Source organism: Thauera phenolivorans (assembly GCF_001696715.1).
In the GTDB taxonomy this organism is placed as follows: domain Bacteria; phylum Pseudomonadota; class Gammaproteobacteria; order Burkholderiales; family Rhodocyclaceae; genus Thauera; species Thauera phenolivorans.
Window position 1 is genome coordinate 456,702 of sequence record NZ_MBFM01000005.1, and the last position, 25,800, is coordinate 482,501.

The 25,800-nt window shown below is 69.9% G+C and carries 25 protein-coding genes and 1 riboswitch; of the genes, 20 read left to right on the forward strand and 5 right to left on the reverse strand.

The window, feature by feature from the left end; genetic code table 11:
• Nucleotides 1-16 precede the first annotated feature (16 nt).
• The gene (locus BB334_RS15175) at nt 17-634 is read left to right on the forward strand and encodes an SPOR domain-containing protein (RefSeq protein ID WP_068809326.1); all 618 of its coding nucleotides are present in this window, start codon (nt 17-19) and stop codon (nt 632-634) included.
• 90 nt (nt 635-724) lie between these two features.
• Nucleotides 725-1,360, forward strand: a complete 636-nt coding sequence (locus BB334_RS15180) for a thiol:disulfide interchange protein DsbA/DsbL (RefSeq protein ID WP_068809327.1) — start codon at nt 725-727, stop codon at nt 1,358-1,360.
• A gap of 114 nt (nt 1,361-1,474) precedes the next feature.
• On the opposite strand, the gene BB334_RS15185 is transcribed toward BB334_RS15180, so the two are convergent.
• Complete coding sequence (locus BB334_RS15185) at nt 1,475-4,099, reverse strand: TRAP transporter permease (RefSeq protein ID WP_068809328.1); 2,625 nt, start codon at nt 4,097-4,099, stop codon at nt 1,475-1,477.
• Nucleotides 4,100-4,213: 114 nt separating this feature from the next.
• Complete coding sequence (locus BB334_RS15190; RefSeq protein WP_068809329.1) at nt 4,214-5,182, reverse strand: TAXI family TRAP transporter solute-binding subunit; 969 nt, start codon at nt 5,180-5,182, stop codon at nt 4,214-4,216.
• A 354-nt stretch (nt 5,183-5,536) separates the two neighbouring features.
• Nucleotides 5,537-5,623, forward strand: a riboswitch (cyclic di-GMP riboswitch).
• A gap of 107 nt (nt 5,624-5,730) precedes the next feature.
• On the opposite strand from BB334_RS15190, the gene BB334_RS15195 reads away from it, so the two are divergent.
• From BB334_RS15195 to BB334_RS15255, 14 genes are all read left to right on the forward strand, one after another.
• Entirely contained in the window at nt 5,731-7,593 is a 1,863-nt protein-coding gene (locus BB334_RS15195) for a S8 family serine peptidase (protein WP_083200452.1), read from the forward strand.
• Between the two features lie 387 nt (nt 7,594-7,980).
• Complete coding sequence (locus BB334_RS18730) at nt 7,981-8,484, forward strand: PEP-CTERM sorting domain-containing protein (protein ID WP_232756751.1); 504 nt, start codon at nt 7,981-7,983, stop codon at nt 8,482-8,484.
• 263 nt (nt 8,485-8,747) lie between these two features.
• The gene (gene gspG, locus BB334_RS15205; RefSeq protein WP_068809331.1) at nt 8,748-9,197 is read left to right on the forward strand and encodes a type II secretion system major pseudopilin GspG; all 450 of its coding nucleotides are present in this window, start codon (nt 8,748-8,750) and stop codon (nt 9,195-9,197) included.
• Between the two features lie 15 nt (nt 9,198-9,212).
• A complete protein-coding gene (locus BB334_RS17735) occupies nt 9,213-10,388 on the forward strand; it encodes a type II secretion system F family protein (protein WP_083200453.1) in 1,176 nt (391 codons plus the stop codon).
• Nucleotides 10,385-11,968 (forward strand): GspE/PulE family protein, encoded by a 1,584-nt coding sequence (locus BB334_RS15210; protein ID WP_083200454.1) that lies wholly within the window; start codon nt 10,385-10,387, stop codon nt 11,966-11,968. Before BB334_RS17735 ends, BB334_RS15210 begins: the two co-directional genes overlap by 4 nt.
• On the forward strand, nt 11,961-12,665 hold the full coding sequence (locus BB334_RS15215) for a hypothetical protein (protein WP_068809333.1): 705 nt from the start codon (nt 11,961-11,963) through the stop codon (nt 12,663-12,665). Before BB334_RS15210 ends, BB334_RS15215 begins: the two co-directional genes overlap by 8 nt.
• The gene (locus BB334_RS15220) at nt 12,656-13,231 is read left to right on the forward strand and encodes a hypothetical protein (RefSeq protein WP_068809334.1); all 576 of its coding nucleotides are present in this window, start codon (nt 12,656-12,658) and stop codon (nt 13,229-13,231) included. The genes BB334_RS15215 and BB334_RS15220 overlap by 10 nt, the downstream gene beginning before the upstream one ends.
• Entirely contained in the window at nt 13,228-13,764 is a 537-nt protein-coding gene (locus BB334_RS15225; RefSeq protein WP_068809335.1) for a GspMb/PilO family protein, read from the forward strand. The genes BB334_RS15220 and BB334_RS15225 overlap by 4 nt, the downstream gene beginning before the upstream one ends.
• Nucleotides 13,761-14,303 carry a hypothetical protein gene (locus BB334_RS15230; protein ID WP_068809336.1) on the forward strand — a complete coding sequence of 181 codons (543 nt, stop codon included), beginning with the start codon at nt 13,761-13,763 and terminating at the stop codon, nt 14,301-14,303. The genes BB334_RS15225 and BB334_RS15230 overlap by 4 nt, the downstream gene beginning before the upstream one ends.
• Complete coding sequence (locus BB334_RS15235) at nt 14,287-16,515, forward strand: secretin N-terminal domain-containing protein (protein WP_068809337.1); 2,229 nt, start codon at nt 14,287-14,289, stop codon at nt 16,513-16,515. The genes BB334_RS15230 and BB334_RS15235 overlap by 17 nt, the downstream gene beginning before the upstream one ends.
• Before the next feature lie 11 nt (nt 16,516-16,526).
• On the forward strand, nt 16,527-17,012 hold the full coding sequence (locus BB334_RS15240) for a type II secretion system protein (protein ID WP_068809486.1): 486 nt from the start codon (nt 16,527-16,529) through the stop codon (nt 17,010-17,012).
• 2 nt (nt 17,013-17,014) lie between these two features.
• On the forward strand, nt 17,015-17,422 hold the full coding sequence (locus tag BB334_RS15245; RefSeq protein ID WP_068809338.1) for a type II secretion system protein: 408 nt from the start codon (nt 17,015-17,017) through the stop codon (nt 17,420-17,422).
• On the forward strand, nt 17,409-17,945 hold the full coding sequence (locus BB334_RS15250) for a general secretion pathway protein (protein ID WP_068809339.1): 537 nt from the start codon (nt 17,409-17,411) through the stop codon (nt 17,943-17,945). Before BB334_RS15245 ends, BB334_RS15250 begins: the two co-directional genes overlap by 14 nt.
• Before the next feature lie 11 nt (nt 17,946-17,956).
• The gene (locus BB334_RS15255; protein ID WP_232756752.1) at nt 17,957-18,802 is read left to right on the forward strand and encodes a helical backbone metal receptor; all 846 of its coding nucleotides are present in this window, start codon (nt 17,957-17,959) and stop codon (nt 18,800-18,802) included.
• Between the two features lie 42 nt (nt 18,803-18,844).
• Here BB334_RS15255 and BB334_RS15260 read toward each other — a convergent pair whose 3' ends face one another.
• The 3 genes from BB334_RS15260 to BB334_RS15270 form a co-directional block, all read right to left on the reverse strand.
• Complete coding sequence (locus tag BB334_RS15260; RefSeq protein ID WP_068809341.1) at nt 18,845-19,327, reverse strand: PIN domain-containing protein; 483 nt, start codon at nt 19,325-19,327, stop codon at nt 18,845-18,847.
• Between the two features lie 72 nt (nt 19,328-19,399).
• A complete protein-coding gene (locus tag BB334_RS15265) occupies nt 19,400-21,217 on the reverse strand; it encodes a PHA/PHB synthase family protein (protein ID WP_068809342.1) in 1,818 nt (605 codons plus the stop codon).
• Between the two features lie 36 nt (nt 21,218-21,253).
• Nucleotides 21,254-22,303: an MBL fold metallo-hydrolase gene (locus BB334_RS15270; protein WP_068809343.1), complete on the reverse strand. Its 1,050-nt coding sequence runs from the start codon at nt 22,301-22,303 to the stop codon at nt 21,254-21,256.
• A gap of 153 nt (nt 22,304-22,456) precedes the next feature.
• Here BB334_RS15270 and BB334_RS15275 point away from each other — a divergent pair, with 153 nt between their 5' ends.
• From BB334_RS15275 to BB334_RS17740, 4 genes are all read left to right on the forward strand, one after another.
• The gene (locus tag BB334_RS15275) at nt 22,457-22,900 is read left to right on the forward strand and encodes a MerR family transcriptional regulator (RefSeq protein ID WP_068809344.1); all 444 of its coding nucleotides are present in this window, start codon (nt 22,457-22,459) and stop codon (nt 22,898-22,900) included.
• A 71-nt stretch (nt 22,901-22,971) separates the two neighbouring features.
• On the forward strand, nt 22,972-23,463 hold the full coding sequence (locus BB334_RS15280) for a PaaI family thioesterase (protein ID WP_068809345.1): 492 nt from the start codon (nt 22,972-22,974) through the stop codon (nt 23,461-23,463).
• A 35-nt stretch (nt 23,464-23,498) separates the two neighbouring features.
• A complete protein-coding gene (locus BB334_RS15285) occupies nt 23,499-24,710 on the forward strand; it encodes an acetyl-CoA C-acetyltransferase (RefSeq protein ID WP_068809346.1) in 1,212 nt (403 codons plus the stop codon).
• Between the two features lie 105 nt (nt 24,711-24,815).
• The coding region (locus BB334_RS17740) for an acyl-CoA dehydrogenase family protein (RefSeq protein WP_083200466.1) at nt 24,816-25,800 on the forward strand (985 nt) is incomplete at its 3' end.

Below are 25,800 nucleotides of genomic sequence, written 5' to 3' on the forward strand. Positions count from 1 at the left end.
CTTACTGGAGGCATTCTTGAGTCGAAACAGCAACGCCCGCCGCGCGCCGGCGAAAAGCGGTGGCGGCATCCTGGTCGGCATCTTCATCGGCCTGGTGTTCGGCGCCCTGATCGCCGCCGGCGCCGCCTGGTACTTCACCCGCGCCAATCCCTTCCAGTCCGCCGGGGTGGCCCCGGCGACGCCGACCGGCCAGCAGGACTGGTCGCCGCGCGCCCTGCCGGGCAAGCCGGGCGACCGCCCGGTGGTGAAGCAGGACTTCGAGTTCTACAAGATCCTGCCGCAGGGCGAGCCGCAGCCGGCCGCGCCGGTGAACGAGGCGCAGCCGAAGAAGGTGGCGCCGGCGCAGACCGCCGCGGTGAAGTCCGAGCCGCCGAGGCCGGCCGAGGAGAAGAAGGCCGAGCGGCTCTACCTGCAGATCGGCGCCTTCATCAATCCGGCCGAGGCCGACAACCTGAAGGCCAGGCTCGCGCTCTCCGGCATCGAGGCGAGCGCACAGCGGGTGCGCCTGGCCGACGGCCGCACGGTGCACCGCGTGCGGGTCGGTCCCTTCTCCAGCCCCGAGCAGATGAACCCGATGCGCGCCCGCCTCGCCGAGTCCGGCTTTGCCGGCACGGTGACCCGCGCCGGGCAATGATCCGCTTCCCTGAAAGAATCGCTTACCACCCCGCGGGAACGCCGGGCGCATACGCGCGTCTGACCGGCGTTACCGCCACCGGAGCCGTGCATGAATCGTCGTGACGCATTGAAGAGCCTCGCCGCAGCCACCGTCCTCGTCCCCGTCGCCAGCGGCGGCGCTTGGGCGGCGAAGGAGCCGTTTACCGTCCTCAACCCGGTCCATGCCGGCGACGATCCGACCAAGATCGAGGTGCACGAGTTCTTCCACTATGGCTGCCCGCACTGCCGCGACTTCGATCCGCTGGTGTCGGCCTGGAAGGCGAAGCTGCCGGCGGACGTGGTCTTCCGCGCGGTGCCGGCGATCTGGAACAACGAGCAGCTCGCCGCGCTTGCCCGCCTGTACTACGCGGCCGAGGTCACCGGTGAGCTGCCCAAGCTGCAGCCGGCGATCTTCGCCGCGGTGCAGGACCAGAAGCGCCCGCTGTTCAACGCCGAGCAGGTCGGCGAGTGGGTCCAGGGCAAGGTCGCCGATCCGGCGAAGTTCATCGACACCTACAAGTCCTTCAGCCTCAGCTCGATGGTCAGTCGCGCCGACCAGCTCACCCGTGCAATGAAGATCCAGGGCGTGCCGACCATGGTGGTGGGCGGCAAGTACGTGACCTCCGCCTCGCTCACCGGCAGCCACGAGGCCACGCTCAAGGTGGCCGACGAGCTGATCGCCCGGGTCCGCAGCGAGCGCGGCTGAGCGCCGCCTCCCTCCGCCCCACCCCCGCGGGCCGGCCCTTGGCGCCGGTCGGAAGAAGAACGGCCCCACCGGATCGCTCCGGCGGGGCCGTTCCGCTCTCGGGCCGGGTGCGGCTCAGGCCGCCATCGCCTTCGGCTTCGGCTTCGGCGGCGGCTGCGGCGCGCGCCGCTTCTGCATCCACCACACCAGGAACAGCAGCGCGTAGGCGGGAACCTGCATCCACTCCTTGTCGGGCCGTGCGCCCGAGGGCAGCTCGATGGTGGTGATGTTGAAGCCCTGCTCGAGGCCGAGCTTCTCCGCCGGGCTGCCGAAGCGCACCGCCGCCACCTGCACCTGGTCGCCGAGCGCCATCACCGTCAGGCCCATCTTGGCGAGGCGCTCGCGCGCGCTCGGGGCAGGCTCGCCGAGCGGCAGCAGCACGCCCTTGGAGATCTCGTCGCCCTCGAGGCTGAGCCCTTCGACCCACACCCGCAGGTTGCCGTTGCGCGGCGCCTCTTCGATGAGGCGGGTGAGCTCGGTGGGCGGCACTTCCTCGAAGGGCGGGAAGAGCATGTCCATCCAGAAGCCCGGGCGGAACAGGGTGAAGGTCACCAGCAGCAGCATCAGGGTTTCGTGGATGCGGTTCCGGGCGACGAAGAAGCCCTGGGTGGCGGCCGCGAACATCATGCTCGCCACCGTCGCACTCACGATCGTCAGCACCAGGTGGAAGCCGTCGGTGATGCCGATCAGCAGCAGCTGGGTGTTGAAGATGAACATGAAGGGCAGCACCGCGGTGCGCAGGCTGTAGGCGAAGGCGGTGACGCCGGTCTTCATCGGATCGCTCTTCGCGATGCCGGCCGCGGCGTAGGAGGCCAGCCCCACCGGCGGGGTGACGTCGGCCATCAGGCCGAAGTAGAAGACGAACAGGTGCACCGCGATCAGCGGCACGAGCAGGCCGGTCTGCGCGCCGAGCTCGACGATCACCGGCGCCATCAGGGTGGACACCACGATGTAGTTCGCGGTGGTCGGCAGGCCCATGCCGAGGACCAGGCTGATCACTGCCACGAGGAAGAGCATCACCATCAGGTTGCCGCCCGACAGCACCTCCACCAGCTCGGTCATCGCCAGGCCGATGCCGGTGAGCGTCACCGTGCCCACGATGACGCCGGCGGTGGCGGTGGCGATCGCGATGCCGATCATGTTGCGTGCGCCGGTCACGAGGCCGTCGAACAGGTCCTGGAAGCCGTGCTTCAGCGCGTCGCCGATGTCGCCGGTGCGGCGGAAGAGGGCGAACAGCGGGCGCTGGGTGACGAGGATGAAGATCAGGAACAGCGTCGCCCAGAACGCCGACAGCGCCGGCGAGAGCTGCTCGACCATCAGGTTCCAGATCAGCGCCGCCACCGGCAGCAGGAAGTGCAGGCCCGACTGCAGGGTGGGGCCGATCTCGGGCAGGTACTCCATCTTGTGCCCGGGCTCGTCCATGTGCAGCTCGGGGAACTTGGCGGCGTGGTGCACGATGCCGATATAGGCGAGCAGCATCAGCGCGCCGACGATCAGGAAGGCGGCATCGCCCGCCAGCCCCTTGATCCAGCCGAAGCCCCAATAGACGATCGCGGCGAGGATCACCAGGCCGGACACCGTCAGCGTGGTGGAGATCAGCACGCGCTGCCAGGGCAGCGGCTCGCGCCGCGGCATGCCCTGCAGATTCATCTTCAGCGCCTCGAGGTGCACGATGTAGAACAGCGCGATGTAGGAGATCAGCGCCGGCACGATCGCGTGCTTCATCACCTGAACGTAGGTGATGCCCACGTACTCGACCATGAGGAAGGCGGCCGCGCCCATCACCGGCGGCATCAGCTGGCCGTTCACCGAGGACGACACCTCCACCGCCGCCGCCTTGTCGGCGCGGTAGCCGACGCTCTTCATCAGCGGGATGGTGAAGGTGCCGGTGGTCACCACGTTGGCGATCGACGAACCCGAGATCAGGCCGGTGCTCGCCGAGGCCACCACCGCCGCCTTCGCCGGCCCGCCGCGCATGTGGCCGAGCAGCGCGATCGCCGACTTGATGAAGTAGTTGCCCGCGCCCGCGGTCTCGAGCAGGGCGCCGAACAGCACGAACAGGAAGATGAAGCTCGACGACACGCCGACCGCCACCCCGAACACGCCCTCGGTGGTGAGCCACATGTGACTCATGCCCTTCGCGAGCGAGGCGCCGCGGTGGGCGATCACGTCCGGCATGTACTGGCCGAAGAAGATGTAGATCAGGAAGACGATCGCGAGGATCACCATCGGCAGGCCGAGCGCACGGCGCGCGGCCTCGAGCAGCAGCGTCATGCCGATCACCGCGACGGTCAGGTCCATCGTGGTCGGCATGCCCGGCCGCTGCGCCAGCTCGGCATAGAAGAGGTACAGGTAGGCGGCGCAGAAGGCCGCCACCGCGGCGAGGATCCAGTCCACCACGGGCACGTAGGCGCGCGGCGAGCGCTTGAAGGCCGGGTAGGCGGCGAAGGCCATGAACACCGCGAAGGCGAGGTGGATCGAGCGCGACTCGGTGTCGTTGAGCACGAACACGCCGAGCGAGAAGGGCAGCGGCGAGGCGATCCAGAGCTGGAACAGCGACCACGCCAGCGCCACCATCAGCAGCAGCTTCGCGGCCAGGCCGGTGGGCTTGCGCCCGCCGGTGTCGGCCTCGGCGACGATCTGCTTGAGCTCTTCGTCCGACAGCTCGAAGCCGTCCTTCTTTTCTTCAGCGCGAGTCATGAGCCGCGTCTCCCGGTTTCGGAACCGACACGAAGACGGCGGGGGGCTGAGGGCCCGCCGCCGTCTTCGGGGTAAGGATGCCCGGCGCCCGCCGCGCGGACGCCGGCCGGCGGATTACATCCAGCCCTTTTCCTTGTAGTACTTCACCGCGCCCTCGTGCAGCGGCGCGGACAGGCCGTCCTTGATCATGTGCTCGGGCTTGAGGTTGGCGAAGGCCGGGTGCAGCTTCTTGAAGTCCTCGAAGTTGTCGAACACCGCCTTCACCAGCGCATACACGGTGTCGGCCGGGACCTTGGACGAGCTCACGAAGCTCGCCACCACGCCGAAGGTCTTGGTCGCTTCCGGGTTGCCGGCGTACATGCCGCCCGGAATCTCCACCTCGGCGAAGTAGGGGTGGTCGGCGACCAGCTTGTCGACCGCCGGACCGGTGATGTTCACCAGCTTGGCGCCGCAGGTGGTGGTCGGATCCTGGATGTTGGCCGCGGGGTGGCCGACGACGTAGGCGAAGCCGTCGATCTTGTTGTCGCACAGCGCGGCGCCGTGCTCGTCGGGCTTGAGCTCCGACACGAGCGAGAAGTCCGAGGTCTTCATGCCGAGCGCGGGCAGGAGCATGTCCATCGTCGCGCGCTGGCCCGAGCCCGGGTTGCCGACGTTGAAGCGCTTGCCCTTGAAGTCCTCCATCTTGCTCACGCCGGCGTCGGCGCGGGCGAGCACGGTGAGCGGCTCGGGGTGGATCGCGAACACCGCGCGCAGGTCCGCCATCGCACCGGCGTCCTTGAACTGGCCGGTGCCCTTCACCGCGTTGTACTGCACGTCGGACTGCGCCACGCCGAAGTCGAGCTCGCCGCCCTTGATCGTGTTGACGTTGTACACCGAGCCGCCGGTGCTCTCGACCGAGCAGCGGATGCCGTGCTGCGCACGGTCCTTGTTCATCAGGCGGCAGATCGCGCCGCCCGCGGCGTAGTACACCCCGGTGACGCCGCCGGTGCCGATCGTGACGAACTTCTGCTGGGCCTGCGCCGGCGCGGCGCCGAGGCTGCCGACGAGGGCGAGAGCGGCTGCGAGTGCGGTGAATTTCTTCATCGGGTCTTCTCCGGTTGAGTGGATCTGGTCGCCTTGCCGGCGCATTCACTGCCGCATGCGCGCATGCGGACATGACGCCGGAAGCTTTGCACAGATCGGCCGTCATTACCACTTTCGGCTAACCCCTACCCCCGCTCCGCCATGGGTGTGAGGAAATGCACGCTCGCGCAACGGCCCGCCTTGACCCGCTCGCGGCCCGGCCGGTATAAAAGCGTCAAACCCCCGCCACAAGAAGGGATGCTCCAGAACCGTTCCAACCATTTGATTGGAATAAGGTAACGGGAAGTTCATTGGAGCAAATGCAGTTTCGTAGTGAAGTAACATCCAGGGGCGTTCCGGCTGCCGAGCCGGACCGCCTGAAAAAGGCAAACCCACCGAAAGGTGGGGACGCAAAGTCTCCGGTCTAAAGGGCGCAAGCTCCACGATAGCGGGATTGCCAGGCGAAACGTTCGAGCCCCAGCCTCGAACGCGGTGTCCATCCGCGCCCGCCCTGAGCGATTCCATGCTTGCCCCGCCGTGACCGGCAACCGAAAAGCATGGAGTCCTAGATGAGCAAGCAGCGCCGCGACACGATCGCCCTCCGTCCCGCCCTTCTGTCGGCCCTGATCGGCCTCAGCTTCGCCGCGCTCGCCCTGCCGGCGCAGGCGCAGAACGCCAACGCCAATCCCAACGCCGTCAAGACGCCCGCGCCCGGCGCGGAAGAAGGCCAGTGGGTACCGGGCCGCCTGCTGGTGCAGCCGCGCCCCGGCCTGCCCGAGGCCGAGTTCGAGAAGGTCCTCAAGCCGCACGGCGGCAAGCAGGTCGGCAGGATCGACGGCATCGGCGTGCGCATCATCCAGCTGCCGCCGCAGGCTTCCGAGAAGGCGGTCGAGGCGCTGCTCAAGCACAACAAGCATCTTCAGTTCGTCGAGCGGGACATGGTCGTGCCGGTCGACGAAACCAACGATCCGCATTACGCCAATGCCTGGCATCTTCCCAAGATCGGTGCGCCGACCGCGTGGTCGACCACTGCGGGCGAGGGCATCACCATTGCGATTCTCGACACGGGCGTCGACGTCGATCATCCCGATCTGGAAGGCAAGTTGCTTCCCGGCTGGAATTTCTACGATGGCAATTCCAACGTGGCCGACGTGCACGGCCATGGGACCAAGGTGGCAGGCACGGCTGCGGCAGCCAGCAACAATGGCATCGGCGTGGCCGCGGTGGCCGGCGGGGCGATGATTCTTCCCGGCCGGATCGGGAGTCCCACGGGGTCGGCGTCGTTCAGCAACATGGCTCGGGCGGTTACCTGGGCGGCCGACAATGGCGCCAGGGTCGCCAATATCAGCTTCAGCGGCGCGCGCGGTTCGCTGACGGTTCAGAACGCAGGGCAGTACCTGAAGGACAAGGGCGGGCTGCTGGTGGTGTCGGCAGGTAACGCAGGCATCGAGGAGGGGGCGACGCCGAGCGACGCACTGATCGTCGCGTCCGCGACCACCATCAGCGACGTCAGGTCGAGCTTCTCGAGTTTCGGAAGCTACGTCGACGTGGCGGCGCCGGGTTCCAGCATCTATACGACGGTCAATGGTGGCGGCTACGGTTCGGTCAGCGGGACGTCCTTCGCCAGTCCGGCCACGGCCGCCGTCGTCGCGCTGATGATGTCCGCCAATCCTTCGCTTTCGCCGAACGAGATCGAAAAGCGCCTGTTCACGACCGCAGTCGATCTCGGCACCGCAGGCGTCGACAAGTATTACGGTCATGGCCGCGTCGACGCGGCTGCGGCCGTGCAGGCCGCCGGCGCCGCTGCGGTCAGGGACACGCTCGCGCCGAGCGTCAGCATCGTCTCCCCGTCGGAGGGCACGACGGTCCAGGGCCTGGTGAGCGTGGACGTGGCGGCGAGCGACAATGTCGGCGTGAGCCGTGTCGATCTGCTGGTGAACGGAGCCAGACTGGCGAGCGCCACGAGCGCGCCGTATGGCTTCAGCTGGGACAGCACGGCGGTTGCGGACGGCAACGTGAGCCTGACGGTGCAGGCCTACGATGCCGCCGGAAATTCGACTTCGCGCTCGGTCTCCGTCACGGTCGCGAACGTGGTGCCGACTCCCGAGCCCGCGCCTGAACCGGCGCCCGAGCCCGTTACCGAGCCAAAGCCCAGTGGCGACACCACGGCACCGGCAGCGACGATCAGCAATCCTGCCGATGGCAGCAGGGTCAACGGCAACGTCACTGTCCAGGCGACCGCATCCGACGACGTCGGCGTGACCGCGATGAGGCTCTACATCAACGGCGAGCTGGTGAGCAGCGTAAATGGCAACGCGCTGTCCTATCGCTGGAACACCCGCAAGATCGAGGCCGGCACGCATACGGTCTTCCTCGAGGCCGAAGACGCGGTGGGTAACAAGGGCAGCAGAGCGGTCTCTGTGATCCGATAGAAAACGACGGCGTCAGGCTCGAGGGGAGGGGCTCGTCACAGGATGCGGGTCCCTCCCCTTCTGCGTTGCGAGAGCAGGAGCGCGTGCCGTTCTGCCCGCGGTGCCTCGATGCCCGAGGTCCATCGACTAGCGCCCCGGCACCGCTCGGCGGAAGAGTGTCGGATAAATTTACACTGCAGCAGCACGTATTTTATTTTCCTATTAAAATCAGTGCATTATAATTTGGCATGATCCGTGCTTTAAATTGATTGAGGCGCGAGTGAACACAGGCGCCGTATCCGATCAAAGCAAGGAGACCGCCATGAAAGTTCAACTTCTGACCGCACTCGTCGCGGGTGCATGCGCCCTGGCAGCCGTGCCGGCTCACGCCGTGCTGACGCTCACGCCGTGCTGACGCTCACGCCGTCTGATGCCGAATACACGAGTAATGTCAATTCCGCCGCCGGCAATTCGTGGGCGAAGGTCGAGACGGCTTTCGGGATCAATTTTGCCCAGGATTTGGAGCTGTATTACAAGGTCAACGTCGAAGGTGGTGAAGAGGCGAGCACTTACGCTGACAGCTACACGACCACGTTCTCGAATACCGCGACTAAGCCGGCGGACGCGCTGATCGAGTACGTTAGCGGGACTCCCATTCCCTGCCCGACCTGCTTCCTGCTGGTCAAGGATGGAAACCATGAGCCAGCGCAGTATCTGTTCGATCTGGGCAGCTGGGACGGTATGGAAGACATCTCCTTGAAGGGGTTCTGGCCCGACGGGGGGGCGATCTCGCACATCGCCATCTGGGGGCCCGACGAAGGTACGATTGACGAAGCGCCTGAGCCGGGTTCGCTGGCCTTGCTCGGACTGGGCCTTGCCGGTCTGGCGGCGCTCCGTCGTCGCCGTGGCTGAGAAAGCCTGAGCTGATTTCGGTCCGAGCCGTCGATCGGTCGGACCGTGCAAAGTAAGGCCCGGGCGCCATCTGGAGACGGATGGCGCCCGGGCTTTTTTCTGCATTGTGCGCGCGCTTGGTGCCCCGGGGCGCAAGGGAAAGGTGTCTGGCGATGTGTTCCGCCGGCCTCCGGGACCGGCGTCCGGTAGAGTCCAGCGCGCGCAGCGGGCCTTGCCTGTGCGAGAATCCTGCCCTGATTCATTGATTCGACGACAGGGTGGTCATGACCTCAAGCCGGCTTTCGACGCCCGCGCGGGCGCTTTCGCTTCGCATCCCCCGCGGCTTCACCCTCCTCGAACTCCTCGTGGTGATGGTCATCATCGGCCTGCTCGCCGGCTACGTCGGGCCGCGCTTCTTCTCGCAGATCGGCAAGTCCGAGGTGAACACCGCGCGTGCGCAGATCGACGCCTTCGAGAAGGCGCTCGACCAGTATCGGCTCGACGTCGGCCGCTATCCGGCCACCGAGCAGGGGCTGGCGGCGCTGATGCAGGCGCCGGCGGGGGTGTCGCGCTGGGCGGGGCCCTATCTGAAGAAGGCGGTGCCCGCCGATCCCTGGGGCCAGCCCTACCAGTACCGCCAGCCGGGGGAGCACGGCGAGTTCGACCTGCTGTCCTGGGGCGCCGACGGCAAGCCGGGCGGCGAGGGCATCGACGCCGACATCGGCAACTGGTGAGGGACTAGCGGCGGGATGCGCTACCGGGTGAAGGCGGTCGGGCCGGATTCGGCGGTGGTCGAGGCCGATTTCGAGGCCGCCACCGAGGCCGAGGCGCGCGCGCAGGCCGCGGCGCGCGGGCTGGCGGTGCTCTCGCTACAGCGCCCGGCGGCCGCACGCGGGCGCGCGCGCTTTCCGCTGATGCTGTTCAACCAGGAGCTGCTCGCCCTGCTGCGCGCCGGCATCCCGCTCGCCGAAGCGATCGCCGCGCTGCTGGAAAAGGAGCAACGGAGCGCGGTTCGAGGCGTTCTGTCGCATATTCTGACAGCGCTGCGCGAGGGCCGGACGCTGTCGAGCGCACTCGAGGCGCGGCCCGAGGTGTTTCCCGAGCTCTATGTGGCGATGATCCGCGCCGCCGAGCGCACCAGCGATCTCGAGTCGGCGCTGATGCGCTACATCGCCTACCGCGAGCAGCTCGAGAGCCTGCGCGGCAAGCTGGTGGGCGCGGCGATCTACCCGGTGCTGCTGCTCGCGGTGGGTGGGCTGGTGGTGCTGTTCCTGCTCGGTTACGTCGTCCCGCGCTTTTCCCATATCTACGAGGACGTCGGCAGCGAGCTGCCCTGGCTGTCGCAGTTGCTGCTCGACTGGGGCCGCCTGGTCGAGGCGCACGCCGGCACGCTGGCGCTGGCGGTGCTGTTCGCCGGCGTCGGCGTCGCGCTCGCCGCGCGCAGCCCGGCCCTGTGGGCCGCCGCCGGACGCCAGCTGTGGCGCATGCCGATGGTGGGCGCGCGCCTGCGGGTGTTCCAGCTCGCGCGCTTCTATCGCACGCTCGGCATGTTGCTGTCGGGCGGCATTCCGGTGGTGGGCGCGCTCGGCATGGTGTCCGGCCTGCTCTCGCCGACGCTGCGTCCGGGGCTCGCGACCGCGATCGTGCGCCTGCGCGAGGGCCGCGGCTTCACCGCCACGCTCGCCGAGCAGGGCCTGGCCACCCCGGTTGCGCGCCACATGCTTTCGGTGGGCGAGCGCGCCGGCAACCTCGGCGAGATGCTGACCCGCGCCGCCGAATTCCACGAGGACGCCACCGCGCGCGAGGTCGAGTGGCTGACCCGCCTGTTCGGCCCGCTGCTGATGCTCCTCATCGGCAGCGCGATCGGTCTCATCGTGGTGCTGATGTACCTGCCGATCTTCCAGCTCGCGGAGACCATCGGATGAGCGCGGCCGCAACGCCCGGCGCCGCCGACGAGCGCCTCGCCCGCCTTTCCGCCGCCGCCGCCCTGCCGCGGCTCGATGCCGCGCGCCTGATGGCGCTCGCCCCCGACTTCGGCGCGCTGCCGTTCGAGACCGCGCTGCAGCGCGAGTGCGTGGCGCTGCGCGACGAGGCGGGGGCGCTGTGGCTGGCGGTGTCCGACCCCTTCGATCACGACCTCCTCGACGGCCTGGGCGCCCGCCTCGCCGAGCCCTTCACCACCGCGATCGCGCGCCGCGAGGACGTCGCCGCCTGCCTCGCCCGCCACGAGGGCGAGCTGCGCCGCGCCGGCGGCCTGCTCGAGGAGCGCGCCGCGGGCGAGAGCGGCGAGACGGTGGAGGATCTGTCGCTGCGCCGCATCAGCGCCGACGCCAGCCCGGTGGTGAAGCTGGTCAATTCCACCCTCTACGACGCGCTCAAGCAGGGCGCGAGCGACATCCACCTCGAGTCGGTGCCCGGCGGGCTGGTGGTCAAGTACCGCATCGACGGCGTGCTGTCGCGGGTGGGCGGGGTCAATGGCGCCGACCTCGCCGAGCAGGCGATCTCGCGCCTGAAGGTCATGGCCGAGCTCGACATCGCCGAGCGCCGGGTGCCGCAGGACGGCCGCTTCAAGGCCCAGACCGCCGGGCGCGAGATCGACTTCCGCGTCTCGATCATGCCCAGCATCCATGGCGAGGACGCGGTGCTGCGCGTGCTCGACAAGGAACACCTGAGCCGCGAGATGTCCGGCCTCACGCTCGAGTCGCTCGGCTTCGACGCCGACACCGGCGCCGAGCTGCGCCGCCTCGCGAGCGAGCCCTACGGCATGCTGCTGGTGACCGGCCCCACCGGCAGCGGCAAGACCACCACGCTCTACGCGGTGCTCGGCGAGACCAACTCCGGCCTCGACAAGATCGTCACCATCGAGGATCCGGTCGAGTACCAGCTCGGCGGCGTGCTGCAGATTCCGGTCAACGAGAAGAAGGGCCTCACCTTCGCGCGCGGCCTGCGCTCCATCCTGCGCCACGACCCCGACAAGATCATGGTCGGCGAGATCCGCGACGGCGAGACCGCCGAGATCGCGGTGCAGGCGGCGCTCACCGGCCACCTCGTGTATACGACGGTGCATGCCAACAACGTGTTCGACGTCATCGGCCGCTTCGTGCACATGGGGATCGACCCCCACAACCTGGTCGCCGCGCTCAACGGGGTGGTCGCCCAGCGCCTGGTGCGGGTCAATTGTCCGCACTGCAGCGTACCGGTGACGCCCGACGAACGGCTGGTGGATGACTCCCGCCTGGTCGACAGCCACCGCTTCGCCTTCCGTGCCGGGCGCGGCTGCGATCAGTGTCGCGGCACCGGCTATCGCGGCCGGCGCGCGGTGGCCGAGGTGCTGCGGCTCGACGACGAGCTGCGCGAGCTGATCGTCGCCCGCGCACCGGTGCGCAGCGTGCGCGAGCAGGCGCGGCGGCGCGGCTTCCGCGACCTGCGCGAGGCGCTGGTGGCGATGGTCGCAGCCGGCCAGACCACGCTCGAGGAACTCAACCGGGTCACCCGTCATGGCTGACTGGCGTCTTCGTCTCGCGCCCGACGCCTGGCTGCTGCGCGGCCCGGCGGGCGCGCAGCGCGCGCCGGTCGAGGGCGATCCCGCGTCCGCGCTGGCGCAGCTCGCGCCGGCCAGGCGCGGCGGCAAGCTGCAGGTGGTGCTCGGCGACGGCGCGCTGCGGTATCTGGCGCTGCGCTGGCCCGATGGCGTGCGCAGCGGTGGCGAACGCGCGGCCTGGCTCGCGCACCGCTTCGCCCAGGTGCATGGGGTGGCCGCGCCGGAATGGACGATCGTCACCGATCGCGATGCGGTGGGCGCGGGCGCGATTGCCTGCGCGGTGCCGGCGGCGCTGGTGGCGGCGGTGCGCGGCTTCGCCGACGCCCACGGGCTGCGCCTGGACGGCGTCGCGGGCGGCTTCGTCGATGCCTACAACCGGCTGCGGCGCGGCTTCGACGAGGCGGCGGGCGAGTTCGGTGCGCTCGCGCTCGCGCGCGACGGCCGGCTCAGCGTGGGCCTGTGGCGCGAGGGCGAATGGCTCGGCTTGCGCAGCCAGGCGCTGGGCGCCGACGTCGCGGCCACGGCGCGCGCCATGATCGAGGCCTGGCGGCTCGGCAGCGGGCAGGGCGAGGCCGGCGGCACGCTGTACGCGGTGGGCTTCACGCCCGAGGGGCCCGCCGGCTGGCGCGCCCTGCGCCGGGAGGATGCGGCATGGGCCTGAGGCGCAACGCTCCCGCAGCGCTCGCGCTCGATCTCGCCGCCGGCCGGCGTCGGCCGGGCTGGCTCGGCTGGCTGCTGCTCGCGCTCGGCGCACTCGCGCTCGCCTTCGAGCTGCTCGGCTTCGCCGCCGCGCGCGCCGACCTCGCGGAGCGCGCGGCGATCGTCGCCCGTCTGCGCGCCGAGCTGCGCGTCAACGAAGCGGCGCGAGGCGCGGGCGGGGCGACGGCCGAGGCGGAGCGGGCGCTCGAGGCGGCGCCGGCGCGCAAGGTGGCGGCGCAGCTGCAGGCCGACTGGCCGGGGCTGTTCGGCAGCATCGGCGCAGCGCCGGCGGGCGAGGTCGGCCTGCTCGCGCTGAACGCGGATGCCGCGCGGGGGGGGCTTCGCCTGAGCGGCCAGGCGCGTTCGCTCGAGGCGGCGTTCGCCTACGTCGGCGCGTTGGAGGCGGGCGGGGCGGGCGGCGCGCTGCGCGAGGCGCGCATCGACAGCCATGAATGGGTCGAGGCGGGCGGCATGACGGTGCTGGCGTTTACCGCGTCGGCGCTGTGGGGCGGGGAGGAGCGACGGTGAGCGCCGCCGCGATGCTGCGCGACGGCGTGCTGCGCGCCTGGCGCCGCGCCGGCTGGGCCGGCTGGCTCGGGCTCGCGCTGCTGCTCGCGGCGATGGCGCTCGGCGTGGCCGGCGGCGCCGCCAACGAGACGGCGCGCGAGGCGCTGGCCGCCGAGCGCGCCCGCCTGCTCGACGGCGGCCGGTCGGGCGGGGCGCCAGGGGCGCGGCTGCCGGACTTCTACGCCGCCTTCCCGGCCGAGGGCGCGCTGCCGCAGCTGCTGACCCGGCTGCACGCGAGCGCCGATGCGCACGGGCTCGACCTGCTGCGCAGCGACTACCGCATCGCCGACGAGCCCGGCACGCCGCTCGCGCGGGTCAGCCTGCAGCTGCCGGTGCACGGCGAGTTCGAGGCGGTCTACGGCTGGCTCGCCGAGGTGCTCGCCGACACGCCGGCGCTCGGCCTGGAGTCGATCGGCGTGCGGCGTGGCGACACCGAGCTGGCGCCGGTCGATGGCGAGCTGCGCCTGGTGCTGTTCGTCCGGCGGGCACGATGAAGCGGCGTCCCGCGATCCTGCTGCTCGCCCTGCTGGCGACCCTGGCGGCGACCTGGTGGGCGTCCTCGCTCGACGAGGTGGCGGCGCCGGTGGCCGGGCCGCGCGCCGAGCGGCCCGCACCTCAGCCCGCATCTCAGCCCGTGCCGCGCCCCGCTTCGCGCGCCGGCGCGGCACGGGCGACGGCGGCCGCGGGCGCCGAACTCGCCCTCTTCCGCGACGCCTGGCCGGCCTCGGCGGCGGGTATCCTGAAGCCCTACAGCTTCCGCCCCGAGCCGGGCGCGCGCGCGGCCTTCGTCGCCGCTGCGCCGGTCGCGACGCTGCCGCCGCTGCCCTTCCGCTTCGTCGGCGCGCTCGAGGACCGCGGCCTGCGCGCGGTCATCCTGATGGAGGGCGAGACGGTTCACATCGTGCGCGCGGGCGACCGCATCGGCGAACGCTATCGCATCGAACGCACCGGCCCCGACGCCCTCGTCTTCACCTACCTGCCGCTGCGCCAGCGGCAGGTTCTCGATCTTTCTGCCCATGACTCTCCCCACTGACAAGGCGCGCCGCTGGGCGCCGCTGCTGCTGGCCGCCGCGCTGTCGGCGTGCGCGACGACGAATCCGGCGCTCGAACAGAGCCAGGTCGACTTCGCCCGCAGCGATCCGCTCGCCGCCTATGTCGCGCTCGAGGACGCGGTGCGCCGCGACCCGGCCAACCTCGAGCTGCGTGCCTGGTGGCTGCGCCAGCGCGAACTGCTCGGCGCCGACTACCTCGCCGCCGCCGAGCAGGCGCGCCTGCGCGGCCAGTTCGAGGAGGCAGAGCGGCTGTACCGCGACGTGCAGCGCGTCCAGCCCACGCATCCGCGCGCGCGCGCCGGGCTCGATGCGGTGCTCGCCGAGCGCCGCCGGGCGGGGCGGCTGGCCGAGGGCGAGCTCGCCTTGGCCCGCGGCGACATCGACGCCACCGAGCGTCTCGCACGCTCGGTGCTCGCCGAGGCGCCCGCCCATCAGCGCGCCCGCCGCCTGCTGCGCGAGGCCGACGAGCGGCGGGTGCGCGCGGCGCCGGTGCAGGCGCTCGAGGGCGCGCTGGCGCGGCCGGTGAACCTGCAGTTCCGCGATGCGCCGCTGCGGGTGGTGTTCGAGGCGCTGTCGCGCGCCGCAGGGCTCAACTTCGTGCTCGACAGCGAGCTGCGCCAGGACGCGCTGGTGAGCCTGTTCGTGCGCGACACCTCGGTCGACGAGGTGCTCAGGCTGCTCGTCGCCAGCCAGCAGATCGAGCGCAAGCTGCTCAACGCGAACACGGTGCTGATCTACCCGGCGACGCCGGCCAAGCAGCGCGAGTACCAGGACCTGGTGTCGCGCAGCTTCTACCTGGCGCACGCCGACGCCAAGCAGGCGCAGGCGATGCTCAAGCAGCTGGTGAAGACGCGCGACATCTTCATCGACGAGAAGCTCAACCTGGTGGTGGTGAAGGACACGCCGGAGGCGGTGCGTGTCGCCGAGCGCCTGATCGCCACCCTCGATGTGGCCGAGCCCGAGGTCGTGCTCGAGGTCGAGGTGCTCGAGGTCAGCCGCAGCAAGCTGCGCGACCTCGGCCTGCAGTTTCCCGCCGAGGTGGGTTACGGCCGGCTCGAGAACCAGGACGGCGGCGATCTCGCCGACGGCTTCATCAACCTCGAGCGCAACGACGGCCTGGTGCCCTTCGTCTCCAACCCGGCGGCGGCGCTGCGCCTGCGCCACGACGAGGGCGACATCCGGCTGCTCGCCAATCCGCGCATCCGGGTCAAGAACCGCAACGACGCCAAGATCCACATCGGCGAGAAGGTGCCGGTGTTCACCACCACCTCCACCGCCAACGTCGGCGTGTCGGCCTCGGTGAGCTACCTCGACGTCGGCATCCGGCTCGACGCCCAGCCGAGCGTGACGCTCGACGACGAGGTGTCGATCAAGGTGGATCTCGAGGTGAGCAACATCGTGCGCGAGGTGCCCGGGCCGGACGGCTCGCTCGCCTACCGCATCGGCCGGCGCAGCGCGTCGACCACGCTGCGCCTGCAGGACGGCGAGACCCAGGTCCTCGCCGGCCTGATCAACGACGAGGAGCGGCGCAGCGCCTCGCGTCTGCCCGGGCTGGGCGAGCTGCCGGTGCTCGGGCGCCTGTTCAGCGCCGAGCGCAGCGACGTGGCGAAGACCGAGATCGTGCTGCTGATCACCCCGCGCATCGTGCGCAACGTGGTGGCCCCGGCCTTCGCCCGCGACAACCTCGCCTTTGGCACCGAGGCGGTGGTGGGCGCCATGCCGCTGCGCCTGGCGCCGACCGCCGCCGACAGCCTCGCCCTCAGCGGCAGCGGCGGGGGCATGGCGGGCGGCGGCCTGCCGCCGCCCCTCCCGGCGCCGGTGGCGATGGAGGCGCCCGCCGGGCCCAGCGATCTCGCGCTCATCATCGGCGCGCCGGGGGCGGTCGCGCCCGGCGAGCTGATCGACATGCGGCTCGAACTGCAGGGCAGCGGCAGCCACGAGGGCGGCGTGCTCGAGTTCGACTACGATGCGACCCGGCTCGAGCCGGTGGGCTTCGCCGGCCCGGGCGAGGGCCAGGGCACGCTCGCGATCCCGCCCGGCAGCCTGCCGGCGACCCTCTCGCTCGCCTTCCGCGCCCGCGCCGGGGCGGAGGGCAGCGCCCAGGTGGTGGTCAGCAGTGTGGTCTTCGACGTCGACGGCGAGCGCGTGGCGATGCCGCTCGGCGGCACCGCATCGGTGGCGATCGGACAGTGAGCGCGGCGGCGATGCGGCACGGTGGCGGGCGGGGGCGCGGCTTCACCCTGATCGAGCTGGTGGTGACGGTGGCGATCGTCGGCGTGCTCGCCGCCGGCGCGCTGCCGCTCGCCCAGCTCACCGCCCAGCGCGCGCAGGAGTCCGAGCTGCGCGCCGCGCTGCGCCAGATCCGCGACGCGATCGACGCCTACAAGGCGGCCTACGACGCCGGCCGGATCGAGCGGCGCAGCGGCGCCAGCGGCTATCCGCCCGAGCTCGACGCCCTGGTGAAGGGGGTGCCCGATGCCAGCGATGCCGATGGCAGGCGGCTCTACTTCCTGCGCCGGTTGCCGCGCGACCCCTTCCATCCCGATGCCTCGCTGGCGGCGGCGCAGACCTGGGGCAGGCGCAGCTACGCCAGCCCGCCCGAGGCGCCGCGCGAGGGCGCGGACGTGTTCGACGTCTACTCGCTGTCGCCGCGGAGCGGGCTCGACGGCCGGCCCTACCGGGAGTGGTGAGCATGCGCAACGCCTGGCAGGCGGCCGCCCGCCGCGGCTTCACCCTGATCGAACTGCTGGTGGTGATGGCGATCATCGCCACCCTGCTGTCGATCGCCGCGCCGCGCTACTTCGACCATGTCGACCGCGCGCGCGAGAACAGCCTGCGCCAGTCGCTCGCGGTGATGCGGGACGCGATCGACAAGTACCGCGCCGACACCGGCCGCTATCCCGAGAGCCTGGAGACACTGGTCGAGCGGCGCTATCTGCGCGCGATGCCGAAGGATCCGATCACCGAGGACAGCCGCAACTGGCGCCTGCTGCCGCCGCCCGCCGGCGCCGCCGAGGGTGGCGAGGGCGGCGGCGTCTGGGATGTGCGCAGCGGCGCGCCCGGCACCGCGCGCGACGGAACGGCGTATGCGGACTGGTAGGGCGGCGCCGCAGCGCGGCTATACCTATCTGCTGCTGCTGTTCGCGGTCGCCGCGCTCGGCCTGGTCGCGGCCGAGGCAGGCGTGGTGTGGCAGACTGCCGCGAGCCGCGAGCGCGAGGCCGAGCTGCTCGCGATCGGCGCCGAGATGGCGCGCGCGCTGGCACGCTATCGCGATGAAACGCCGCTCGGCACGCCGCCGTTCCCGAGTTCGCTCGCGCAGCTGGTGGAGGACGGCCGCTTCCCGGTGCCGCGCCGCCACCTGCGGCGCATCTATGCCGACCCCTTCACCGGGCGGGCAGAATGGGGGCTGGTGCGCGACGGCGAGGCGATCGTCGGGGTGCACAGCCTGGCGCCGGGCGTGCCGCTGCGTCGCGCCCGGCTGCCACCCGAGCTCGACCCGGCGGCGGAAAACGCCGCGCGCTACGCCGACTGGGTGTTCCGGCCGTTGGCCGGCGGCGAGCCCCGCCGCTCGCCGCTGCCACCCGCCGCCGCCGATGACCTGCTGGAACCGATGACACGATGAGGAACTGTACGATGAGCACCCCGCCTGCCGATTTGACCGATGCGGTCGGCACTCGCCACCGTCCCTTCGAGGGCGAAGCGCGCATCGTCAGCCTGGTGCCCTCGATCACCGAGCTGCTCTGCGAGCTCGGCCTCGCCGGGGCGCTGGTCGGACGCACCGGCTTCTGCATCCACCCGCGCGAGACGCTGCGCGACATCGCCAAGGTCGGCGGCACCAAGGACGTCAAGCTCGACGCGGTGCGCGCCCTCGCGCCCACCCACCTGGTGGTCAACATCGACGAGAACCCGCGCGAGGTGGTCGAGGCGCTGCACGACAGCGTGCCGCACGTCGTCGTCACACATCCCTGCGCCCCGGCCGACAACCTTGCGCTCTTCGGCCTGCTCGGCGGCATCTTCGGGCGCGAGGCCGAGGCCGCACGTCTGCAGGCGGCGCTGCGCGAGGCGCTCGACGAGACCGCCGCGGTGGCCGCCGCGCTCCCACCCGAGCGCGTGCTCTACCTGATCTGGCGTGCGCCGTGGATGACGGTCGCGCGCGACACCTACATCTCGGCGATGCTGGCGACGGTGGGCTGGGAGACGCTGCCCGCGGTGCACGGCGGCGAGGCGGGCGCGGCGCGCTATCCCGCCTTCGAATGGGACGCCCCCTGGCTGGAGGGGGTCGATCGGGTGCTGCTGTCGACCGAGCCCTACCGATTCGAGGCGCGGCATGTGGACGAGGTGGCGGCGCTGGCGCACCGGCCGGCGGGCCTGATCGACGGCGAGATGGCGTCCTGGTATGGCAGTCGCGCGATCGAGGGCCTGCGTTACCTCGCCGACCTGCGGCGCGCGCTCAGCGAGGGTGCCCGGGCAACGGTGTGAGCCGGGCCGCGGCGCTTGCGCGACGGCGGGTTCCCGGGTGACTCAGGGCCTGGCGTCGGGGGCGAGCGCGTCGGCGAGCTCGGCGACGAAGCGCTCGGGCGTGAGGATGCGGAAACGCTCGCGCACCAGGCGGTGGCGGGCCAGCCTGAGCAAGGCCTTGTCGCGCGTCACGAGGTGGGTGGCGGCGCGGTCGCGCGCGATCTCGAGGAACTTCTGGTCGTCGGGGTCGCGGCATGCGGGCAGCGCGGGGGGGGCTGCCGTCGCGTCGTCGGCGCCGGCTTCGTCGCCACCGCCTGCGAGCCGGGCGGCGTAGTCATTCAGGATCGCGGCCTGGGTCTCCACCGGCACGGCGAACTGACGATAGGCGAGCACCCGGCGCAGCTCCTCGAGCGCATCGGCGCGGCCGAGCAGCACGCAGCCGGGCGATTCGCAGTGCGCGGCGAGCGGGGCGAGGCCGGGGTCGCGGAACAGCCACAAGGCCATCACGGTGTTGGTGTCGAGCACCAGGCGGGAGTCGTTCTTCATCGGCGCGCTCACAATAGAAAACGGGGAAAGGGTCGCCCCTTTCCCCGTTCATCGCCTTGCGGCGGCCTCAGATCAGGCGGCCGCCTTGGTGGCGCCGGAGCGCACGCGGACGAAGGAGCCCGGCGCGTCCTCGATCGGCTTCAGCTTGCCCTTGGCCGGATCGCGGGCGTCGACCTGTTCGGCATCCTGCGAGACGACCCAGGCCTGCCAGTCGGTCCACCACGAACCCGGATGCTGCTGCGCGCCTTCCAGCCATTGCTCGGCGGTCGGCGCGAGCTTGGGCGAGGGATTGATCCAGTAGCCGTACTTGTTGGCCGCCGGCGGGTTGACGATGCCGGCGATGTGGCCGGAGCCGCCCAGCACGAAGCGAACCGGGCCGCCGAACTTGACCGTGCCCTTGTAGGTGCTCTTCCACGGCGCGATGTGATCCTCGATCGCGGAGATGAAGTAGCAGGGGATCTTGATCTTGCCGAGGTCGATCGGCACGCCGTCGACTTCGATGCCGCCCGGCTCCACCAGACGGTTCTCCATGTACATCGTGCGCAGGTAGAAGCTGTGCATCTTCGCCGGCATGCGGGTGGAATCGGAGTTCCAGTACAGCAGGTCGAAGGGGAAGGGATCCTTGCCCATCAGGTAGTTGTTCACCACGAAGGACCAGATCAGGTCGTTCGCGCGCAGCATGCTGAAGGTGCCGGCCATTTCCGAGCCTTCGAGGTAGCCGCGCTCGTTCATCTTCTTCTCGAGGCTGGAGATCTGGCCCTCGTCGATGAACACGCCCAGCTCGCCCGGTTCGGAGAAGTCGGTGAGCGTGGTGAAGAAGGTGGCCGAACCCACGCGGTTGCCCTGGCGCTTGGCGGCCAGGTAGGCGAGGGTGGTGGCGAGCAGGGTGCCGCCGAGGCAGTAGCCGGCCGCATTGACCTGCTTCTCGCCGGTCTGCTTCTCGATCGCGTCGAGCGCGGCGATCACGCCGTCGACCACGTAGGCGTCGAAGCTCTTCTCGGCGAGCTTCTCGTCGGGGTTGACCCAGGAGATCACGAACACGCTGTGGCCCTGGTCGACGCACCACTTGATGTAGGAATTCTTCTCGCGCAGGTCGAGGATGTAGAACTTGTTGATCCAGGGCGGCACGATCAGCAGCGGACGCTTGTTCACCTTCTCGGTGCTCGGCGTGTACTGCAGCAGCTGGATCATCTCGTTCTGGAACACCACCTTGCCCGGCGTCGTGGCGACGTTGCGGCCGAGCTCGAAGGCGCTGGTGTCGGTCATCTTGACGCGCAGCTGGCCGCCGCCTTCCTCGACGTCGCGCAGCAGGTTGTTGAGACCCTTGATCAGGTTCTGGCCGTGGCTCTTGACCGTCTCGCGGAAGACCTCGGGGTTGGTCATCGCGAAGTTCGACGGGCTCAGCGCGTCGATGTACTGGCGGGTGTAGAAGCTGACCTTCTTCTGCGACTGGTCGTCCAGGCCGTCGACCGTGGAGACGGTGTCGTGGATGTGACGCGCGGTGATCAGGTAGGACTGCTTGATGAAGTCGAACAGGAAGTGCTCTTCCCACTGCTCGTCCTTGAAGCGCTTGTCCGACTTCTCGGGGGCGGCGATCGGATCGGCATGCATGCCCATCACGCGCAGCATCGAGTGCTGCCACAGCGAGAAGTAGTCCCAGACCATGTTCATCTGGGCCTGGGCGAGCTTGTAGGGGTTGGCGAGCAGCTTGGCCATCATGTCCATGAAGGCCTGGGCGATGCCGAGCTCGTCAGCGGGGGCGGTGACGCCCTTCTTGAGCTGACGCTGGACGTGATCGCTGATCAGGTGCGAGGCGCGGCGCGCGACCTCGGCATACGTGTGGGCGATTTCCTGCGGCGGGGGCATTTGCTTCTCGGTGGGTTCTGCCATGAGTTGTTGCTCCTGTTGTCGGATTCGGTGAAGCGCTCAGCCGGTCGTCACGTGCCGGATCGTGCCGTCTTCGCTTCTGACCCTGCGCAGCTCGCCACGCCGGACCAGATGATTCAGGTGGGCGATCGCCTCCCCCATCGCGAACATGCTCTGGTGGGTGTCGAGCGCGCGTGGGAAAAGGGTTTCCAGCAGCTCGCCCGCACTGTGCGGGGTGTCGCATTCCGCGACCAGCGCGGCGCAGCGCTCCCGATGGTGCTCGACGAGTTGATCGACCCGGGCACGTATGCCCCTGAATGGTTTACCGTGCGATGGTAGCACGAGCGTGTCGGCGGGGAGCTCGCAGAATCGGCGCAGGGAGGCGAGGAAGCGACCGAGCGGGTCGTCTTCCGGCGTGGCCGCGAAGACGCTGATGTTGGTGGAGATGCGCGGCAGCAGCATGTCGCCGGAAATGAGCACGCCGAGCGATGCGCAATACAGGCTGGCGTGCTCCGGCGAGTGGCCGTGGCCGGTGATCACCCGCCAGTCGTGGGCGCCGATCCGGAGCAGGTCGCCGTCGTGCATGCGCTCGATGCGCTGGGGCATCTCGGGCACGCCGCGGCGGTAGACGTTGCCGCGCGCGCCGAGCGCCTCGAGGCGTTCCTCGTCGAGCCCGTGCTCGCGGAACAGCGCGAGCATGTCCGGGATCGCGTAGCCGGCGATCTGGTGCCAGGTCGCGTGGCCGCCGAAGTATTCGCCGTAGGTCATGTGGATCGACGCCCCGTCGCGCGCGGCGAGCCAGGTGGCGAGGCCGAGGTGGTCGGGATGGTAGTGGGTGACCACCATGCGCGACAGCGGGCGGCCGTCCTCGGCCAGTACCCGGGTCCAGGCCTCGCGGATCGCCTCGGTGGCGAGGCCGCTGTCGATCGCCACCAGGCGCTCGCCGTCGTCGACCGTCCACAGGTTGATGTGGTCGAGGGCGAAGGGCAGCGGCATGCGCAGCCAGCCGATGCCGGGCGCGACCTCGATCCGCTCGCCGGCGGCAGGCAGATCGGGGAAGGGGTAGTCGGGTTGGTCGGGTGCGCTCGCGGGCGCAACGGTGACGTTCATCGGGTTCTCCTCGGGGGTGGGGCGGGGGAAAGCGCGCATTGCTCGCCTGGCGGAAATCTGATTAACTTCCGAGGCTTCTGACTTATCTCTTCCAAAACAGAACTTTACCTGGTCTGATGGGGTTTCCCTGAAGCATCGGGCGAGCGATCCGCCATGGCGCAAGAAAAAACCTACACCATCACCGAGCTGGCACGCGAATTCGACATCACCGCGCGCGCCATCCGTTTCTACGAGGACCAGGGCCTGCTCACGCCGGGACGGGTCGGCCGCGCCCGGGTCTATACGCGGGCGGACCGCACCCGGCTCAAGCTCACCCTGCGCGGCAAGCGGCTCGGTCTGTCGCTTGCCGAGATCCGGCAGCTGCTGCAGATGTACGACGGTGTGCGCAACTCGGCACCGCAGCTCAAATATTTCCTCGACGTGCTCGCCGCACGGCGTGCCACGCTCGAGCAGCAGCGGCTCGACATCGAGGCCGTCCTGTACGAGATCGACATGATGGAACGCCAGTGCGAGGCCTTGCTCGGCCACAACGACGAAGGTGCGGCGGCCGCACGAGCCCAGCTCGCGCACCATTTCGGCACCGCCGATGGTGCCTGATTTTTGTCTTTGTGTTAACGTTTACGTCAACGGAATAATAATGACGCCCCGAGGCGCACGGAGGAGAATCGATGCGAGCTGAACAACCCGAATTCCAGCCGCGGGATCCCGGCTATGTCGCCCGTGTGCGCCACAGCTTCGGCCTGCAGCAGGCGATGGCGCTGATCGGCGCCGAGCTCGCGGTGGTGGAGCCGGGCTTCACCGAGATCCACCTGCCGCTGAAGCCCGAGATCACCCAGCAGCACGGCTTCATCCACGGCGGGGTGGTGGGCATGATCGCCGACTCGGCCGCCGGCTATGCCGCCAACACCCTCACCGCGGCCGACACCAGCGTGCTGACCGTCGAATACAAGATGAACCTGATCGCGCCCGCCGACGGCGAGCGCCTGGTGGCGCGCGGCGAGGTGATCAAGCCGGGGCGCACGCTGATCATCACCAAGGCCGAAGTGTTCGCGGTCCGCAACGAGCGCTGGACACTGTGCGCGTTGATGCAGCAGACCATCATGGCCATGCAGGGCAAGGCGGAGCGTCCCGCCGACGAAGCGCCCGCCGCACGGGCGTGATCCGAACCAAGCAAGCATTGCAACAGGAGAATCCCATGTCCGATCCCATCGTCATCGTTTCCGTCGCCCGCACGCCGCTCGGCGGCTTCCAGGGCGATCTCGCCAGCCTGACCACGCCGCAGCTCGGCGCGGCCGCGATCAAGTCCGCGGTCGAGCGCGCCGGGCTGAGCCCCGAGCAGGTCGAGGAAGTGATCATGGGCTGCGTGCTGCCCGCCGGCCTCGGTCAGGCACCCGCCCGCCAGGCCGCGCTCGGCGCCGGCCTGCCGCTGTCGACCGGCTGCACCACGGTCAACAAGGTGTGCGGCTCGGGCATGAAGTCGGTGATGCTCGCCCACGATCTGCTGCTCGCCGGCAGCAACGAGGTGATGGTCGCCGGCGGCATGGAGTCGATGTCGAACGCGCCCTACCTGCTGCCCAAGGCGCGCGCCGGCTATCGCCTCGGCCACGGCCAGATGTTCGATCACATGTTCCTCGACGGCCTGGAAGACAGCTACTCGAAGGAGAACAAGGGCCGGCTGATGGGCACCTTCGCCGAGGACTGCGCCAGCCACTTCGCGTTCACCCGCGAGGCGCAGGACGAGTTCGCGATCGCCTCCACCACCCGCGCCCAGGCCGCGATCAACAACGGCGACTTCACCTGGGAGGTGGTGCCGGTCACGGTGCCGGGCCGCAAGGGCGACGTTGTCGTCGACAAGGACGAGCAGCCGCTGAAGGCGCAGATCGACAAGATCCCCAGCCTCAAGCCCGCGTTCAAGAAGGATGGCACTGTCACGCCGGCCAACTCGAGCTCGATCTCCGACGGCGCCGCCGCCTTGGTGCTGATGCGCAAGTCCACGGCCGACAGGCTGGGCCTCAAGGTGGTCGCGACCATCGTCGGCCATGCCACCCACGCGCAGGCACCGGCCCTGTTCACCACGGCCCCGGTGAGCGCGATGCAGAAGGTGCTGGCGAAGGCCGGCTGGTCCACCACCGACGTCGATCTGTGGGAGATCAACGAGGCCTTCGCGGTGGTGACGATGGCGGCGATGAAGGAGATGGACCTGCCGCACGACAAGGTCAATGTCAATGGCGGCGCCTGCGCGCTCGGCCATCCGATCGGCGCCTCGGGCGCGCGCATCCTGGTCTCGCTGATCGGCGCGCTGCGCAAGCGCGGCCTCAAGCGCGGCGTGGCCAGCCTGTGCATCGGCGGCGGCGAGGCCACCGCGATGGCGATCGAGGTCGACACGGCGGTGGGCTGCGGCGGCTGAATCGCGCGATGACGCAGCCTTCGCCGCTGCTACCGGGGAAGGTGGTGAAGGCGCGGCGACCGCCGCGATTGCGGCCGACAAACTGAGAACTCGAAGGAACGAAAAATGATTCTGACTGCTGAGCAGGAGATGATCCGCGACTCGATCCGCGCCTTCGCGCAGGAACGGCTCGCCCCCTTTGCGGCCGAATGGGACCGCGACCACACCTTCCCGCGCGAGGCGCTGAACGAACTCGCCGGACTCGGCGCGCTCGGCATGGTGGTGCCCGAGGAGTGGGGCGGCGCCGGCATGGACTACATGAGCCTGGTGCTCGCGCTCGAGGAGATCGCCGCAGGCGACGGCGCCACCTCGACCATCGTCAGCGTGCAGAACTCGCTGCCCTGCGGCATCCTCAACCGCTTCGGTAACGACGCGCAGAAGGAAGCCTGGCTCAAGCCGCTCGCCCGCGGCGAGAAGCTCGGCTGCTTCTGCCTCACCGAGCCGCACGTCGGCTCGGATGCCGCCGCGATCCGCTCCACCGCGGTCCGCGACGGCAACGAGTGGGTGTTGAACGGCGTCAAGCAGTTCATCACCACCGGCAAGCACGCCGATGTCGCGATCGTGTTCGCGGTCACCGACAAGGCGGCGGGCAAGAAGGGCATCACCTGCTTCCTCGTGCCCGCGAACGCGCCCGGCTACCAGGTCGGCCGCATCGAGGAGAAGATGGGGCAGAAGGCCTCCGACACCACGCAGATCCTGTTCGAGAACTGCCGCATCCCGGCCGACTCGGTGATCGGCGCCGAAGGCGAGGGCTACAGGATCGCGCTCGCCAACCTCGAAGCCGGCCGCATCGGCATCGCCGCCCAGTGCCTCGGCATGGCGCGCGCCGCGCTCGAGGCGGCGGTCAAGTACGCGCAGGAGCGCGAGAGCTTCGGCAAGCCGATCTTCGAGCACCAGGCGGTGAATTTCCGCCTCGCCGACATGGCGACGCAACTCGAGGCCGCGCGCCAGCTCGTGTGGCACGCCGCCAGCCTGAAGGACGCCGGCCGCCCCTGCCTCAAGGAGGCCTCGATGGCCAAGCTGTTCGCCTCCGAGATGGCCGAGCGCGTGT